Source organism: Saccharopolyspora galaxeae, assembly GCF_016526145.1.
GTDB lineage: Bacteria > Actinomycetota > Actinomycetes > Mycobacteriales > Pseudonocardiaceae > Saccharopolyspora_C > Saccharopolyspora_C galaxeae.
In genome coordinates this window covers 513,758-529,808 of sequence record NZ_JADDUE010000003.1, presented here as the reverse complement: position 1 = coordinate 529,808, position 16,051 = coordinate 513,758, and the positions used below count along the sequence as shown (strand labels likewise).

The window sequence follows — 16,051 nt, the reverse complement described above, 5'->3', positions numbered from 1 at the left end:
GCGGCCCGTCGTCGTTGCAGGTGCGTCAGGCGACCGCGGCGTCCTCGATGCGCACGGGCAGCTTCGGCTTGCCGTCGCCGGTGCCGCTTGCGTCACCGGCGCCCGCGACCTTGTCCACGGTCTGCAGACCGGGCTCGCCGACCGTGCCGAACGCGGTGTACTTCGGTGGCAGTTGTGAATCGCCGTAGACGACGAAGAACTGGCTGCCGTTGGTGTCCGGACCGGAGTTGGCCATCGCCAGCGTGCCGCGCGGGTACTTGGTGTCCGGACCGACCTCGTCCGGGAAGGAGTAGCCGGGGCCGCCGCTGCCAGTACCGCTCGGGTCGCCGCATTGCAGCACCTTCAAGCCCGCGGTGTTGGTCAGCCGGTGGCAGTCGGTGTTGTCGAAGTAGTCCGACTTCGCCAGGTGCGCGAAGTTGTTCGCCGCGCACGGGGCCTTCCCGTAGTCCAGCGTCACCGGGATCTCGCCCTGGCTGGTCTGCAGCGTCACGGCCTGCTTCTTCGGCGCGTCCGGCCCGGGCGGCTGCGGCGGCTGCACCGGTTTGGCCGGTGGCTCGCCGTTCGGGGTGTAAGCGCACGCCTTGTCCGCGGCAGGTGCCTGCTGCGGCGCGGGCGAGGCGGCGGGCTGCTCACCGCTGCCGCCGGTGAAGTAGAAGACGCCTGCGACCGCCAGGACGACCACGACCACGGTTGCACCGATGGCGATCACTCGGCGGCGTTTGGCCTGCTCGGCTCGCCGCGCCAGCTGGCGCTCGAGCTTGCGTTTGGCCGTCTGGCGCCGTTGCTCGTTGCTGGGCACCTGCTCCCTCCCAGGGGTCCGAAGAGATCGGGACGAGCCTGAGTTTATGGGGCGCCCGGTTCGCCGGATCGAGCAGACCGTGCGGCAGGATAATCTAGGCTGAACGGGCCACGTCCGCGCCCTCCGCCGCCGACCGCCGCCTCGCCGGTGATCCGCGCGCGGTGGCAGCCGTGGCCGCTGCTGTGTCCGCGGGTTCCGGCGCTGTCCCGCCCGCGGCCTCGGCCACCGTCCTGACCGATCGAAGAAGGGCTCGTTTTCGTGCTGGTGCTCGGGTTCCCGGCCGGACCTCTGCAGGCGAACTGCTACCTGCTCGCCGCGGGCGACGACGCGGAGTGCGTGATCGTCGACCCCGGCCAGGAAGCGGTCGCGGGATTGGACGAGCAGTTGCGCGAGCATCGGCTCACCCCGGCCGGGGTGCTGCTCACGCACGGGCACTTCGACCACGTCTTCTCCGCCGGCGAGGTGTGCCGGGCGCACGACGTGCCCGCCTGGCTGCACCCTGCGGACCGGTTCATGCTCACCGACCCCGCCGCGTCGCTGGGCCCGGAGGGCGCGCAGCTGTTCGCCGCGCTGCCGCCGTTGACCGCGCCGGAGGACGTCCGCGAGCTGGCGGACGGGCAGACCGTGCAGCTGGCCGGGCTCAGCTTCGGAGTCACCCACAGCCCAGGCCATACCGGCGGGTCGGTGCTGTTCGGCCTCGGCACGGAAGAGGGCGGCCGGCTGCTGCTGGCCGGGGACACCCTGTTCGCCGGGGCCATCGGGCGCACCGACCTGCCCGGCGGCGACCACGCGACGATGCAGCGCAGCCTGCGCGAGCGGGTGCTGCCGCTGCAGGACGACACGGTCGTCCTGCCGGGCCACGGACCCACCACGACCATCGGCCGCGAACGCGCGAGCAACCCGTTCCTGCTGGAGCTGTCCGCTCCGGCGCGCGACGGCCTGTGACTTCGACGAGGACTGCGAACAACCGCTGATGAGCACCTTCAACGCCCCCAAGGGCATCCCCGAGTACTACCCGCCCGAGTCCGCCGGGTTCCTGGCCGTGCGCGAGGCGCTGTCCGACTCCGCGCGGCGCGCGGGTTACGGCTACATCGAACTGCCGCTGTTCGAGGACACCGCGCTGTTCGCGCGCGGCGTCGGCGAATCCACCGACGTGGTCAGCAAGGAGATGTACACCTTCGCCGACCGCGGCGGCCGGTCGGTGACGTTGCGGCCCGAAGGTACCGCGGGCGTGATCCGCTCGGTCATCGAGCACGGCCTGGACCGCGGCCAGCTGCCGGTCAAGCTGCACTACAGCGGCGCGTTCTTCCGCTACGAGCGGCCGCAGGCCGGGCGGTACCGGCAGTTGCAGCAGGTCGGCGTGGAAGCGATCGGCGTGGATGACCCGGCGCTGGACGCCGAGGTCATCGCGATCGCCGACGAGGGCTACCGGCGGCTCGGCCTGACCGGGCACCGCGTCGAGCTGACCTCGCTCGGCGACGAGACCTGCCGCCCGGAGTACCGGGCCAAGCTGCAGGAGTTCCTGCGCGGCGTGGCGCTGGACGAGGACACCCAGCAGCGCGCGGAGATCAACCCGCTGCGGGTGCTCGACGACAAGCGGCCCGAGGTGCGGGAGCTGCTCGCGGACGCGCCGCTGATGGCCGACCACCTCTCCGCGTCGGCGAAGGAGCACTACGAGCAGGTCAAGCAGCACCTGGCCGACCTCGGCGTGCCGTACGTGGAGAACCCGCGGCTGGTGCGCGGGCTGGACTACTACACCAAGACCACGTTCGAGTTCGTGCACGACGGGCTCGGCGCGCAGTCCGGCATCGGCGGCGGTGGCCGCTACGACGGGCTGATGGCCGAGCTCGGTGGTGCGCCGCTGTCCGGTGTCGGGTTCGGGCTCGGGGTGGACCGCACCGTGCTGGCCTGCGAGGTCGAGGGCCTGCCAGTGGGCGATCAGGCCCGGTGCGACGTGTACTGCGTGCCGCTGGGGGAGGCGGCCAAGCGCAGGCTGGTCGCGGTGGCGGGCGGTCTGCGGGCCGCCGGTATCCGCGCCGACCTGGCCTACGGCGGCAAGGGGCTCAAGGGCGCGATGAAGGCGGCCGACCGGTCCGGGGCGCGGTTCGCGCTGGTGCTCGGCGAGCGGGATCTGGAAGCCGGGTCCGCGCAGCTCAAGGACCTCAGCACGGGTGAACAGCGGGCGGTCGCGCTGGACGATGCGGACAGCGAGGTCGCCGCCGCCGTCGGGAACTCGCGATGAGCGAGGCCGCGGCCGCGGATCACGTGGAGCTGGACCTGCTGGACCGGGCGACGATCCGCAAGCGCACCCGCAACGTCTGCATCGCCGCGCTTGTGGTGGCCGCGGCGTTCGGCGGCATCGTCGGGTTGCTCGCCGGTCCGGCCGGGTTCGGGATCGCCGTGGTGGTCGTCGCGGTCCCGTTGCTGCTGCTGGCCTTCAGCGAGTCCCGCAAGACCGCCTGGATGAGCGGCAGCCGGGTGTCGATGCGGGCCATCGGCACCCGGGTGGTGGATCTGCACGCGGCGAAACGGCTGGACGTGGTCGTCACCGACATGCGCGGGATGCGGACCGTGAGCCTGTTGGCGAGCGGACCGCCGAACGACAAGGCGATCACGGTCGCGTTGGCGATGTACGCGGGGACCGGCGGGCGCGAGCTCGGCGTGTACGCGCTGCGGCGCATCGCCGACACGTTGGCGGCGATCGGGGAGGCGCATGCGCTGGTGCTCTCGGAGCTGCTCGTGGCGCAGTTGCGGTCGGAGGCGCGCGGAGACGGTGCCGCGAACCGGCCGCTGTACCGGCTCGCGTCGATGGCGCCGCAGGGCCGGATGGCGCAGAAGTTGCATCCCGACGCCGTGGCCCGCTTCGTCACGACCCTCGACTGACCGTCTTCGCCCGCGCCGACACGCGCGCGCACCCGCGCGAGGAACCGGTTCCGGACGGAGTGAACGGACCGCTGGTCCCACTAGATTGGGCGAGCAGGCCGTTCACTCCGGAGATCTTGGCTCTGTTGGGCGACGTGCGGGATTCTCGGCAGCGCGCGTGTGTCTTGAGTGGACGGAATCTCGGTGGTCCAGCGGTTCGTCCGCTCGGGCTGGGCGGCGCGTTGTGCGGGTGGCGCCGGTCGAGGCCGCCTCGCCGACCCGGTCGGCGGCACGGGCCGTCGTGGGCGCGCCGGGTTCGTGCGCGGCGACCAGCGCCGCGATCAACGTGGTGATCGGCACCGCCGCGATCAGGCCGATGCTGCCGACCAGTGTGCGCACCACTTCCTGCGCCACCGCCTGCGAACTCACGATCTCGGCGAAGCTGCGCCCGGACAGCGAATACGCCAGCAGCAGCGGCAGCGACGCACCCGCGTAAGCGAGCACGAGCGTGTTCACCGCGGAGGCCACGTGATCGCGGCCGATGCGCAGTCCTGCGGTGTACAGGCTGCGCCAGCCCATCGCCGGATTCGCCCGCCGCAACTCGTAGACGGCACTGGTCTGCGTGACGGTCACGTCGTCGAGCACGCCGAGCGCGCCGATCACGATGCCCGCCAGCAGCAGTCCGCGCGCGTCGATCGGGGCGCCGAGCGCGCCGATGAGGCTCGAGGTGTTCTCGTCCAGCCCGGTCAGCCTCGTGGTCGCGGAGAACAGGGCGCTGAGCCCGCCGATCAGCGCCAGGCTCACCAGCGTCCCCAGCACCGCGGTGGAGGTCCGCGCGGAGAACCCGTGCGTCAGGTACAGCACCACGAACATGATCAGCCCGGCGCCGACCACCGCGACCAGCAGCGGGTCCTGCCCGGCCAGGATCGCCGGGAGCACGAAACCGACCAGCACCACGAAGCTCAACGCCAGCGCGCCCAGCGCGGCGAGCCCCTGCCAACGTCCGAGCACCAGCACCGCCGCGGCGAACACGCCCGCGAGCACCAGCAGCGGGCTGCCGCGCTGGAAGTCGACGACCTGGTAGGACGACTCGTCCTCGGGACTCGCACCGGCGTAGGAGAGCACCACCGCGTCGCCGACGGCGAACCGCGGTGTGCCCGGGTCGGTCGGCATGGTCTGCTCGATGACGCGGCCGGGCATCGGGCCGTCCTGCATCTTGACCCGCAGCCGCACGCAGCCGCCGCCTTGATCACCCGCGCTGCATCCGCTCGCGCCTGCCGAGACCACCTCGGCGTTCACCGGGTATTCGCCGAGGCCCAGGTCGGAGCCGGTGCGCTGCTGGTGCCCGAAGGGGAACAGCACGACGGCGCCGATGATCGCGGCGAGCGCGAAGGGCACGAGCGCGATCGCGAGCACCCGTTTGACCGTGCGCGAAGCGGGCGGAGCGTCGTGGCCGTGGCCGTGGCCGTGGGCCGGGGCTTGGGTTTGGGCGCTGCTGTCGGCCTCGGATGCGGGGGAGTCCGACCGCGCGTGCGCGGGGCGGCTCGCTCCTGCCCGTTCCGCACCTGGGCGGCGCCCGGCTTCCGGCGCGCGCTGTCCGCCCGTGCCCTGCCCGGGCCTGCCAGGTGGTCGCGGCCCTGCGGAGCGCCCCGGAGCCTGGTCACCGCGCCCACCGGAGTGCCGCCCTTCCGGCTCGGCATCGCCACCGCGCGGCGGTTGCCCGCCGCGGTCGGCCGGTGGCCGCCCGGGCGGTTGCGGTCTGCGTTGCCGCGGTCGGCGGTGTTCGCCGTCGCCGGGCGGTCCTGTCGGCGGCCGATCATTCACCGGGCAATCGTAGGAGGTGGGCGAGCAGCCTCCGCACGGCTGCGTCCGTGCGGGCAAGAGCCCGATCCGGCGTCCCGTCGGCCTCGCTTCCGGCTGCGCAGTGCTGCTGCCGTTCGCTCAGGTGAGCGAATGTGCTGGACAGTACATCGAAACTGTGTTCGCATGGAGTCATGCGCTGGGAAAAGCAACGGGTCTCGGGCAGCGGTGAGCCGCAGCTGCCCTTGGGCGTCGAGGACGCGCCGACGCGCGGGACCGGGCGGGCGGGACTGGCCGAGCCCGGTCCGGAACCGGTCGCCGCGGGCACCGAGGACGCGCTGGCGATCGAGGTGCGCGCGAGGTCGATCATCAACCGCGTGCCGGGCGCCTCGCAGGTGCCGTTCCGCTGGACGATCAACCCCTACCGCGGCTGCTCGCACGCCTGCCGCTACTGCTTCGCCCGGAACACGCACACCTACCTGGACCTGGACTCCGGGCACGACTTCGACAGCAAGATCGTGGTGAAGGTGAACGCGCCGGAGCTGGTGCGCCGCGAGCTCGCGCACCCGAAGTGGGCGGGCGAGCCGATCGCGATGGGCACCAACACCGACCCGTACCAGCGGGCGGAAGGTCGCTACGGGCTGGTGCGGCGGATCATCGAGGCGTTGCGGGACCGGGCGAACCCGTTCTCGATCCTCACCAAGGGGACGCTGATCCTGCGCGACATCGACCTACTGGAACAGGCGGCGAGGTCGGCCGCGGTCTCGGTCGCGGTGTCGATCGGCTCGATCGACGAGCAGGTGTGGCGGGACATCGAGCCGGGTGCGCCGTCCCCGCTGCGCCGGGTGGACGTGGTCCGCAGGCTCAGCGCCGCCGGCCTGGGTTGCTCGGTGATGATGGCGCCCGTGCTGCCCGGTTTGAGCGACGGGCCGCAGCAGCTCGACGAAACCGTCGCCGCTCTCGCCGAGGCGGGCGCCACCTCCATCACGCCGCTGGTGCTGCACCTGCGCCCGGGAGCGCGGGAGTGGTATCACGCCTGGTTGAGCGAGCGCCGTCCGGACCTCCTGCCGCTGTACGAGCGGCTGTACCGCAACGGCGCCTACGCGCCGAAGTCCTACCAGGAGGACATCGCGGCCCGCGTGCGAGAAGCGCAGCTGCGGTACGGACCAGGGGAGCGGCGGCCCGGGGCGGGGACTTTCCGCGCGACCGGGCCGCGGTCTGAACCAGCGGAACGGGAAGCGGATCAGCTAGCCCTGCTGTGAATGGCCGAGGGCGTCCTCGCCGACTCCGCCATCCGTTGCAGCCGAATGGGAAGCGCCGCATTCAAAGATCTGCCCGGTGGCGGCCGGAATCGTTCGCGCGCCCGCATTCCGCTCCGGCCGCCACCGACCGCATCCGGAACTCCCTGCGAAAGTAGGGAGAAAGTGCGGTGCGGGCTGCGCCGAAGCCTGGTCGCGGCGTCTTGCCGGTAGCAAAGTGCGGGTACTGTTCGTATTCGATTGACTACTCGGATGGATGAACCAGTGCTCCGGTGCGGGGCGGTTTCAGCGCTCGTCGAACAGCGCGCTGCGCGACGGCTGCCAGCGCACCCCGAACACGCCCATCCCGAAGTCGAGCTTCACCGCGTGGGTGCGGGCGTGCCCGTCCAGCGGCAGCGGCTTCGGGGTCTCCACGTCCTGGGCCGCGGAGTCGCCGACGAAGCTCTCCACGTGCTGCGGCGGGCAGGCAGGGTCGAACTCCAGCTCCACCACGTACTGCCGCACCGGCAGCCGGAACAGCCGGGAGAACGTGCATTCCGGCTCGTTCGCCCCGGTCGGCATGTCCGAGATCTCGTACTCCAGCAGCATCGTCTCGCCCCGCTCCAGCGGGCGGTCGAACAGCAGCTCCGCGACGATCACGTCTCGCGCGTGGTCGGTGAGCACCTGCCCGATGCGGCAGGAGCGCAGCGGCCGGATCGTCGGTGAGACCGAGCTGGTGGAGGCTCCGTCGAACATCACCACCCATCGGTCCGCACCGTTGGCCTCGGCTCGCAGAAGCTTGCTCGCCCGCACCGTGCGCTGGTCGCCGTAGGCGTCCACGTGCACCACGTCGTGCTGCGACAGCCGCGTGAGCTTGCTGTCGTGGCTGGTGTCGATCCGGGTGAGCAGCTCGACCGCGGATTCGTTCTCCGACCACAGCTCGCTCAGCGGCGGCGCGTCGTTCGCGGCCTGCCGGGTGCGCCCGCGCGGGCGCGGAGGACCCAGCAGCGCGGACAGCGCGCCGTCCGGCATCCCGAGCACGTTCTCCAGCTGCTGCAGGGCGAGCAGCGAATCGGGGCGCTCGGGGCGGCGGCGGCCGGATTGCCAGTAGCTCAGCGCGGTGATGCTCACCGGGGTGCCGCGGGTCTGCAGCCGGTGCTGGATGCGTTCCAGGCTCAGCCGGCTGGACCGGATCGCCGCGCGCAGCGCGGCTTCGAACGGTCCGGTGCGGAGCAGTTCCGCGAGCTCGGGCGAGACCGGTGGGGCGTGGTCGTTGCGGACGGCCGTGCGCGACATCGAACGGGTCTCGGTCTTCGGACCGGTCATGGTTACTCCTCGTGTCCGCCGAACTCGGGGACTTACGCTAATGAGTGAAACCCGGTGGCGCAACGATCAAGTTGCGGTTCGGCGCTCCCACCAAAGTGGGAGTATTTCTCCCCCGGTGGCCTCCGGCGGACTACCGCCGAGCGCGCGGTTGACATTGCCATGATCACCGGGAAGTCGCGTTTTCCGGAGCTTCCCGCCGATCGGTTCCGAGTGCGGCCGGAACCCGCGTGATGCCGTCGTAATTGCACGCGGAAAGCGCGGTTCTGTGAGTTAACTCGCGGCGTCACAACCCTGCGGTTCTGCCGCCGCCGAGCGTGCCTGGTCCCGCAGCGAGCGCAATGATCATCCACAACGGATTCGCCCGCGGGTGCGCCCGAAGTCCGGCGGAAACCTGCTCGACGTGTCCCGCCGGACGTTGGATAACCTGGATCCTCAGCCGCCTCGCAGGCCGGGCGCCTGCCGTCGAGCAGCCGCGAGGGAGCAGTTGTCGCTTCGCCGACTTGAAGAGGAGCTCAGTACCCGTGATGCGCACGCACGAGGCCGGATCGCTTCGCGCCGGTCACTCCGGGCAGTCCGTCACCTTGGCAGGGTGGGTGGCGCGCCGCCGCGATCACGGTGGAGTGATCTTCATCGATTTGCGCGACGCTTCCGGGGTCGCCCAGGTGGTCTTCCGCGAGGGGGAGATGGCCGCGCGCGCACACCGGCTGCGCGCCGAGTTCTGCGTGCGGGTGACCGGTGAGGTCGTGCGCCGTCCCGTCGGCAACGAGAACGCCGAGATCGGCACCGGTGAGATCGAGGTCTACGCCTCCGAACTGGAAGTGCTGTCCGAGTCCGCGCCGCTGCCGTTCCCGCTGGACGAGCACCTGGAGACCGGCGAGGAGATCCGGCTCAAGCACCGCTACCTGGATCTGCGGCGAAACGGCCCGGCCCGGACCATCCGGATGCGCAGCGAGATCAACCGCGTTGCCCGCAACGTGCTGGGCGACCGGGAATTCGTCGAGGTCGAGACGCCGACGATGACCCGCTCCACGCCCGAGGGCGCCCGCGACTTCCTGGTTCCGGCGCGGCTGCAGCCGGGGACCTGGTACGCGCTGCCGCAGTCGCCGCAGCTGTTCAAGCAACTGCTGATGGTCGGTGGCGTGGAGCGCTACTTCCAGCTCGCCCGCTGCTACCGGGACGAGGACTTCCGCGCCGATCGCCAGCCCGAGTTCACCCAGCTCGACATCGAGATGAGCTTCGTCGAGCAGGACGACGTGCTCGAACTCGGCGAGGAGATCATCGCCGGGCTGTGGCGCCTGGTCGGCCACGAGGTCCCGCGGCCCATTCCGCGGATGACCTACGCCGATGCGATGTCCCGCTACGGCACCGACAAACCGGACCTGCGGTTCGGGCTGGAGCTGACCGAGCTCACCGAATACTTCTCCGACACCCCGTTCCGGGTGTTCCGGGCGCCCTACGTCGGTGCGGTCGTGATGCCCGGCGGTGCCGACCAGCCGCGCCGGCAGCTCGACGCGTGGCAGGACTGGGCCAAGCAGCGCGGCGCCAAGGGTCTGGCGTACGTGCTCGTCGGCGCGGACGGCACGCTGTCCGGCCCGGTCGCCAAGAACCTCTCGGACGCCGAGCGCGATGGCCTGGCCAAGGCCGTGGGCGCCGGTCCGGGCGACTGCGTCTTCTTCGCCGCCGGTGAGCGCGCGTCCTCGCGGGCGCTGCTCGGCGCGGCGCGGCTGGAGATCGGGCAGCGCTGCGGCCTGATCGACCACTCGGCCTGGTCGTTCGTGTGGGTCGTCGACGCGCCGATGTTCGAGCCGGTCGCCGATACCGACGACGTGGCGGTCGGTTCCTCGCGCTGGACCGCGGTGCACCACCCGTTCACCGCGCCGAACGCGGATTGGGCCGAGGACTTCGACAAGGACCCGGACAACGCGCTGGCCTGGGCTTACGACATCGTCTGCAACGGCAACGAGATCGGCGGCGGCTCGATCCGCATCCACCGCTCGGACATCCAGGAACGGGTGTTCGCGGTGCTGGGCATCTCCGAGGAGCAGGCCCAGGACAAGTTCGGCTTCCTGCTGGAGGCGTTCAAGTACGGCCCGCCGCCGCACGGCGGCATCGCCTTCGGCTGGGACCGGATCTGCATGTTGCTGGCCGGTGCGGACTCGCTGCGCGAGGTGATCGCGTTCCCGAAGAGCGGTGGCGGTTTCGACCCGCTGACCGGGGCGCCCGCGCCGATCACCGCTGCGCAGCGCAAGGAAGCCGGGGTGGATGCGAAGCCGGCCGCGAAGGACGCCGACAGCATCTCGGTGACGACCGGGAACGTGGTCGAGAAGCAGGGCTGAGACGCCGACCGCGCTGTTCGCGCGGATCGGCCCTCCGTGGCGGCCGCCGGACCGGCCGGTGGCCGCGGTGGACGCCGTGCGGCCCGCCCGTCGGCGAGTGATGCATCCGGGCGCTCGATCACTGCGGCCGAGGGCGCGCCGCCGGTAGCGACCAAGCGGCGTTTCCTTCGGCAGCGGCCCTCGCGGCGAAGCAGCGGGCGCTGATCGCTCGCGTGCCTGCCGGGTGGTTGCACGGGTGAGCCGGGTGCCGCGAACGCGGCCGGTCGGACCGTGCAACGTGGGCGCCCACCGGCTCCGTCCGGGTCGAGTGAGCGAGCCGCAACTCCGCGTGTGGCGGCGGCGTGCGCGCCGCCGATCATCCGTCGGCGTGGGCGAAGCTCACCCGGGCGAGTACCGCAGGTGCCCGCGCCATTACCGGTGGTGCAGCACTTGACCGGTCTTGCCCGTTCGGGTTCAGGTTGTGGGGGTAGTGTCTGGAGACGATGAGCGTGGAGATCACTTCCGGCCCTCCGGAGGTCCGTGTGCCCGCCAGCACTGCGGTGACCGACACCGTCGGTACCGCGGAAGCCGTGCTCAGCAAGCGGATGGGAGCCGCGGTCCGGCTCGCCGATGCGGAGGACCTCGGTGGCAGCGAACGCTCCGCCGTGCTGCGGGTGCGCGTGGCGGAGACGCCCTACGAGCTCCCGCGCACGCTGGTGCTCAAGCACTACTGCGAGGTCCCCGAGTCGGCGCGCGCCGACCCGTTCGCGCACGAAGCGGCCAGCTGCCAGCTCGCCACCGCGCTGCCACCGGAGATCCGGGTCGGTCCCGAGCTCATCGCGCACGACGCCGATCGGCGGCTGCTGGTGCTGGAGGACCTCGGGCGCGGTTCCACGCTCGCCGACGTGCTCTTCGGCGAAGACCCCCGCGCGGCCGAGCGCGCGCTGCTGGCCTGGGCCAGGGCGCTCGGGCGGCTGCACACCACGCTGGCGGGCCGGGAGGCCGATTTCGAGGCGCTGATGCGCCGCGTCGGCGCCAAGTCCTGGACGGACCCGGTAGCCGAGGACATCGCGCGGTCGCTGACCGAACTGCCCGGCCTGCTCGAGCAGACGCTGGACCTGCCGACCTCGCCCGAGGTCTCGGCGCGGCTGGCTTCAGCCGCGGAGCTGCTCGAGTCCGGCCGCTACCGCTCGTTCAGCCCGTCCGACATCTGCCCGGACAACAGCCTGGTCACCGGCACCGGGGTGCGGTTCCTCGACTTCGAGTGGGGCTGCGTGCGCGACGTGGCGCTGGACGCGGCCTACCTGCAGTACCCCTTCCCGTCCTCGTGGTGCTCCTACGCGTTGCCGGAGAACCTGGCCGACGGGATGCTCGCGACCTGGCGATCGGAGATCGCCGAGGTGTGGCCGGAGCTGGACGACGACGAGGTGCTGCTGCCCCGGCTGTTCGACGCGCAGCTGCTGTGGGTGTGGGTGTCGACCTGGTGGTTCCTGCCGCGCACCGGCGAGTCGGACCGGCCGATCGACCTGCACATGCCCTCGCCGCGGCGCAGCACGGCGCTGGTGGACCGGTGGCGGCGGTTGCGCGACGACGCGCAGGCGTGCGGGGAACCGGAGCTGGCCGAGTACGCCTCGCGGATGGTCGACGCGCTGGTGGAGCGCTTCGGCGCGGGTGCGTTGCAGCTGTTGCGGTATCCGGCGTTCCGGACCGAGGAGAAGTGACCAGGCGCTGAGTATGCTGCCCGGCCGTGCAGGACGAAATCTCCGGCGGTGTTGAGCCGGACGCAGCGCGGGTGTCCGAGGTCGAGCACGCCGCCGCGATGACGTGGCCGGCGAGCACGGTGCAGCACCGCGGTGGCTGGTTGCTGCGGTACTGCGCGGATTTGGACCGGTGGCGCTCGAACTCCGCGCTGCCGCCTTCGCGGGTGCGCGATGTAGCGGCCGAGATCGAACAGGTCGTGCGGTTCTACTCCGAGCGCGGGGCTCGTGCTTCGGTGCAGGTCAGCCCGTCGCGGTGGCACGAGGAACTGGACGTCGGCCTGGCGGCGCGCGGTTTCCGGCAGGTGACGCCGGTGCACGTGCTGACCGCCGAGTTGCCCGGTCCGGGCGACGTGCCGGCCGCCGGAGTCGAGGTCCGTCTCGACGACGAGCCGATGAGGCGCTGGCTGGATGCCTCCAGCGCGGTCCGCGGCCGGTCGGAGCCCGGCTTGGCGCGGATCGATCGGCCCGCCAGGTACGCGACCGCCCTGCTGGACGGCGTTGCGGCCGGGATCGGCCTGTTCGTGCGGGAAGGCCGGTGGTGCGCGGTGTACTGCATGGCGACCGCGCCGTGGGCGCGCGGACGGGGCGTGGCTCGTGCGGTGCTGCGCGCGGGCGCCCGCTGGGCAGGCGAGGTGCGGGCGAGCGGCATGTTCCTCCAGGTCGAGCAGGACAACGACGCCGCACGGCGGCTGTACGCGGGCTGCGGTTTCGAGTTCTCGCACGAGTACCACTATCGTGTCGCCGACACTCGCGGTTAATCCGCGGCTCACCCATTCGCAACTTTTCACGTCGTTCGCGAATGGATTTCCGCGAACCATGCGTGTTCGCGCATGTCCGGCGATCCGCTGTCGGAGTGGCCGCACCCGGTTGCCCGGATGGCGTCCCGGCGCGCCGCTCGGCGGCGGATTAATGTTTCTTCATTTTTAGGGCGATGATCACCCGGTTCGTGGCTTGCGAGTAGACTGCGTTGGTCGGATACCTTGTGTTCGGCGATCCGTCACCCGGCCCCGTTAGCATGGGGCTGCTCGACGAGGTGTCCGAGAGGGGCGGATCGAGTCATCCGGCGGGTCATCGTCGACCCGGCCGCTGCGGTCGTTCGGCATCGCAATTTCGCGGAGGAGTCATGAAGGTCAGGATCGTGCGCGCAGGATTGTTCCTGCTGTTCTCGGTCCTGGTCGCCGTGGTCTCCCCGTTGCAGCCCGCGTTGGCCAGTGATTTGACGATGCGCAACCCGGCCGAGGTCAAATCCGAGATCAAGGAGAACCGGGACACCGGGAAACTGCGCCAGCGCGCGGCGTCCGAGGACGGCACCCGGCGCGAACGGCGCACTCCGGATCGCGGTGCGCCGCTGCCGGACGGGCTGCAAGCGGGCCCCGGCGCGCGGCACGACCTGTTCACCGCCGCCCTGCGCGCGCGAACCAAGCCGCACGAGGCCGCCGCGCGCAGCCGACATGCGCCCGCAACGCTGCAGGTTTATCGGCACTGAGACGTTCGCGCACCACGCGTGCGTTCGACGGCAGACGACGATCCTGAAGCGTCCAGTGAGGCGACAACATGACTTTCGAGCACCTGGTGGACCGTGCGCGCAACCATCCGCGCACGGTGTCCGAAGCGCACCGCAAACGGCTGGCCACCGGTCAGCAGCCGGCCGCGCTGTTCATCACCTGTTCCGATTCGCGGGTGGTCCCCGCGCAGCTCACCGGCGCCCAGCCCGGGGAACTGTTCGAATTGCGGACCGCGGGCAACGTGGTGCCCGAATACGTGCCCGATTCGGCGTCCAGCGAAATGGCCACGATCGAATACGCGGTGCTGCAGCTGAAGGTTCCCGAGATCGTTGTTTGCGGGCACTCGCACTGCGGTGCGGTGACCGCGAAGGCGATCGCCGGGCGCGGGCTGGAAAGCCTTCCCGCGATGCGGGGCTGGCTGGGCACCGGTGAACCGCCGGTATCCGAAGCGCCCGCGCTCGAGGACGGCGTGCGTTCGGAATGCAAGCAGCACGTGCGCGAGCAGCTGCGCACGTTGTTCGAATACCCGTTCATCCGGGAACGGGCCGCCGCGGGCGAGTTGCGGGTGCACGGCTGGTTCTACGAGATCGACACCGGATTGGTCTGGCACTCCGGGGAAACCGGGCCGGATCGGCCGGAAGAGTCGGATTTCCTTCCGTTGTGACATTTCCGCGGCGGTGCTCCACCGCCGATTCGTCGGGACTGCCTGACGCCGTCCACCCGGATGCCGCGTTGCCGTTGTGCGGCGCGGCCGGGCGACGGCGCGGCCCCGCGTGTTCAGCGGCGATCACGCGCTCTCGCGGCCGCAGTCCCGCACGCGTTCCCGCACGTCCGCGCGCGAACGGCGCGCGGACGCGCTACCCGTCACTCGAAACTCATACGGAGAGTGCAACGTGACCACTCAAGTCGACGCGACCTCCCGTCGCGCCAAGACCGGCGTCCCGCAGTGGCCGAAGGGAACTTTCGGCGCCGACCTGGGGGCTTCGCTGGTCGTGTTCCTGGTGGCGCTGCCGCTGTGCGTCGGTGTCGCCGTCGCATCCGGCGTGCCCGCCGAACTCGGCATCATCACCGGTGTCGTCGGAGGCATCGTGGTGGGGCTGCTACCGGGCAGCACCATGCAGGTCAGCGGCCCGGCGGCCGGGCTGACCGTGCTGGTGGCCTCGGCGGTGGCCGATCACGGGCTCGGGATGCTCGGCATCATCGTGCTCGGTGCAGGCGTGCTGCAGATCTTGATGGGGCTGGGCCGGATCGGAACCTGGTTCCGGGCGATCTCGCCTTCGGTGGTGCAGGGCATGCTGGCGGGCATCGGCCTGGTGATCATGCTCGGCCAGCTCTACCCGGTGGGCGGGCTGGAGCAGCCCTCCGAGACCTCGGCCAAGTTCGCCGGGCTCCCGGGGCTGGTGAGCGCGATGTTCACGACTCCGCAGGGGCTGGCCGGGGTCGCCGTCACCGCGGTGGCGCTGGTGATCCTGTTCGGCTGGCCGAAGCTGCCGGAGAAGGTGCGCAACGTCCCCGCCGCGCTGGTCGCGGTGGTGCTGGTCAGCGGCGCGACCTACGTGCTGGGGCTGCCCCTGAAGACGATCGAGGTCGGCTCCCTGCTGGAGGCGATCAACGTCCCGACCGGCGAGTCGTGGGGCTCCGCGTTCACCCCGGCGGTGCTCGGGTCGATGCTGACGTTCGGGCTGATCGCATCGGCGGAGAGCCTGTTCAGCGCGGCCGCGGTCGACCGGATGCACGACCGCCCGAAGACGCAGTTCAACAAGGAGCTCGTCGCCCAGGGCGCGGGCAACGCCGTATGCGGGGTGCTGGGCGCGTTGCCGATGACCGCGGTGATCGTGCGCTCCGGCGCGAACGTCCGCGCGGGGGCGAAGACGAAGCTGTCCCGGATCCTGCACGGCGTGTGGCTGCTGCTGTTCGTGGTGGCGCTGCCGGGCGTGCTGGCGTTCATCCCGACCGCGGTGCTCGCCGCGGTGCTGATCCACGCCGGCTGGAAGCTGCTCGAGCCGGGCAAGGTCGTGCAGCTGGCCAGGACCAACCGCCCGGAGGCTGCGGTGCTGGTGCTGACCGCGGTCATGATCGTGGCCACCGACCTGCTGATCGGCACGCTGATCGGGCTCGCCGCCGCGGTGATCAAGACCGCCTTCGACGTGTCCCGGCTGTCGGTCAAGCAGGAGGAGCAGGGCGAGGACCACGTGCACGTCGAACTCGGCGGCAATGCCACGTTCCTGCGGCTCCCGCGGCTGCTGGAGCGGCTGGAGAGCCTGCCGTCGGACAAGAGCGTGCACTTGGACCTGAGCACCGTCCGGCACCTGGACCAGGCGTGCCACCAGGCGGTGGAGAACTGGGCCGCGCAGCGCGAACGCGACAACGCGCGGACCGAAGTGGCGATGCCGGCCCACGCGGGCTGACCCGCACCGCGCCGGAGGTGCCGTTCGCGCACCTCCGG

13 protein-coding genes are annotated in these 16,051 nt (G+C 71.3%); 10 read left to right on the top strand and 3 right to left on the bottom strand.

The window, feature by feature from the left end; genetic code table 11:
- Positions 1-25: 25 nt before the first annotated feature.
- On the bottom strand, positions 26-799 hold the full coding sequence (locus tag INP57_RS10120) for a peptidylprolyl isomerase (protein ID WP_200069834.1): 774 nt from the start codon (positions 797-799) through the stop codon (positions 26-28).
- 258 nt (positions 800-1,057) lie between these two features.
- On the opposite strand from INP57_RS10120, the gene INP57_RS10115 reads away from it, so the two are divergent.
- From INP57_RS10115 to INP57_RS10105, 3 genes are read left to right on the top strand one after another with little or no spacing between them, the layout of a single operon-like run.
- On the top strand, positions 1,058-1,744 hold the full coding sequence (locus INP57_RS10115; protein ID WP_200069833.1) for an MBL fold metallo-hydrolase: 687 nt from the start codon (positions 1,058-1,060) through the stop codon (positions 1,742-1,744).
- 28 nt (positions 1,745-1,772) lie between these two features.
- Complete coding sequence (gene hisS / locus INP57_RS10110; protein ID WP_200069832.1) at positions 1,773-3,041, top strand: histidine--tRNA ligase; 1,269 nt, start codon at positions 1,773-1,775, stop codon at positions 3,039-3,041.
- On the top strand, positions 3,038-3,682 hold the full coding sequence (locus INP57_RS10105) for a hypothetical protein (protein ID WP_200069831.1): 645 nt from the start codon (positions 3,038-3,040) through the stop codon (positions 3,680-3,682). The genes hisS and INP57_RS10105 overlap by 4 nt, the downstream gene beginning before the upstream one ends.
- A 102-nt stretch (positions 3,683-3,784) precedes the next feature.
- Here INP57_RS10105 and INP57_RS10100 read toward each other — a convergent pair whose 3' ends face one another.
- Positions 3,785-5,077 (bottom strand): YibE/F family protein, encoded by a 1,293-nt coding sequence (locus INP57_RS10100; RefSeq protein WP_307849994.1) that lies wholly within the window; start codon positions 5,075-5,077, stop codon positions 3,785-3,787.
- A 578-nt stretch (positions 5,078-5,655) separates the two neighbouring features.
- Between INP57_RS10100 and INP57_RS10095 the strand changes: the two genes are divergently transcribed.
- Complete coding sequence (locus tag INP57_RS10095) at positions 5,656-6,723, top strand: Rv2578c family radical SAM protein (RefSeq protein WP_200069829.1); 1,068 nt, start codon at positions 5,656-5,658, stop codon at positions 6,721-6,723.
- Positions 6,724-7,005: 282 nt separating this feature from the next.
- Here INP57_RS10095 and INP57_RS10090 read toward each other — a convergent pair whose 3' ends face one another.
- Positions 7,006-8,025, bottom strand: a complete 1,020-nt coding sequence (locus tag INP57_RS10090) for a hypothetical protein (protein ID WP_200069828.1) — start codon at positions 8,023-8,025, stop codon at positions 7,006-7,008.
- A 521-nt stretch (positions 8,026-8,546) separates the two neighbouring features.
- Between INP57_RS10090 and aspS the strand changes: the two genes are divergently transcribed.
- The 6 genes from aspS to INP57_RS10060 all read left to right on the top strand — a co-directional run bounded on the left by aspS (position 8,547) and on the right by INP57_RS10060 (position 16,013).
- Positions 8,547-10,361 (top strand): aspartate--tRNA ligase, encoded by a 1,815-nt coding sequence (gene aspS / locus INP57_RS10085; protein ID WP_200069827.1) that lies wholly within the window; start codon positions 8,547-8,549, stop codon positions 10,359-10,361.
- Positions 10,362-10,843: 482 nt separating this feature from the next.
- Positions 10,844-12,061 (top strand): phosphotransferase family protein, encoded by a 1,218-nt coding sequence (locus INP57_RS10080; RefSeq protein ID WP_200069826.1) that lies wholly within the window; start codon positions 10,844-10,846, stop codon positions 12,059-12,061.
- A gap of 26 nt (positions 12,062-12,087) precedes the next feature.
- The gene (locus INP57_RS10075) at positions 12,088-12,858 is read left to right on the top strand and encodes a GNAT family N-acetyltransferase (protein ID WP_307849993.1); all 771 of its coding nucleotides are present in this window, start codon (positions 12,088-12,090) and stop codon (positions 12,856-12,858) included.
- A 365-nt stretch (positions 12,859-13,223) separates the two neighbouring features.
- Positions 13,224-13,586, top strand: a complete 363-nt coding sequence (locus INP57_RS10070) for a hypothetical protein (protein WP_200069825.1) — start codon at positions 13,224-13,226, stop codon at positions 13,584-13,586.
- A gap of 68 nt (positions 13,587-13,654) precedes the next feature.
- On the top strand, positions 13,655-14,269 hold the full coding sequence (locus INP57_RS10065) for a carbonic anhydrase (RefSeq protein ID WP_200069824.1): 615 nt from the start codon (positions 13,655-13,657) through the stop codon (positions 14,267-14,269).
- A gap of 229 nt (positions 14,270-14,498) precedes the next feature.
- On the top strand, positions 14,499-16,013 hold the full coding sequence (locus tag INP57_RS10060) for a SulP family inorganic anion transporter (protein WP_200069823.1): 1,515 nt from the start codon (positions 14,499-14,501) through the stop codon (positions 16,011-16,013).
- Positions 16,014-16,051: the final 38 nt, after the last annotated feature.

Bases quoted from the DNA above. Each gene is read 5' to 3' on its own strand.
- INP57_RS10090 (WP_200069828.1), bottom strand. From the start codon at position 8,025: ATGACCGGTCCGAAGACCGAGACCCGTTCGATGTCGCGCACGGCCGTC.
- INP57_RS10095 (WP_200069829.1), top strand. From the start codon at position 5,656: ATGCGCTGGGAAAAGCAACGGGTCTCGGGCAGCGGTGAGCCGCAGCTG.
- INP57_RS10065 (WP_200069824.1), top strand. From the start codon at position 13,655: ATGACTTTCGAGCACCTGGTGGACCGTGCGCGCAACCATCCGCGCACG.
- INP57_RS10070 (WP_200069825.1), top strand. From the start codon at position 13,224: ATGAAGGTCAGGATCGTGCGCGCAGGATTGTTCCTGCTGTTCTCGGTC.
- INP57_RS10105 (WP_200069831.1), top strand. From the start codon at position 3,038: ATGAGCGAGGCCGCGGCCGCGGATCACGTGGAGCTGGACCTGCTGGAC.
- hisS (WP_200069832.1), top strand. From the start codon at position 1,773: ATGAGCACCTTCAACGCCCCCAAGGGCATCCCCGAGTACTACCCGCCC.
- INP57_RS10080 (WP_200069826.1), top strand. From the start codon at position 10,844: ATGAGCGTGGAGATCACTTCCGGCCCTCCGGAGGTCCGTGTGCCCGCC.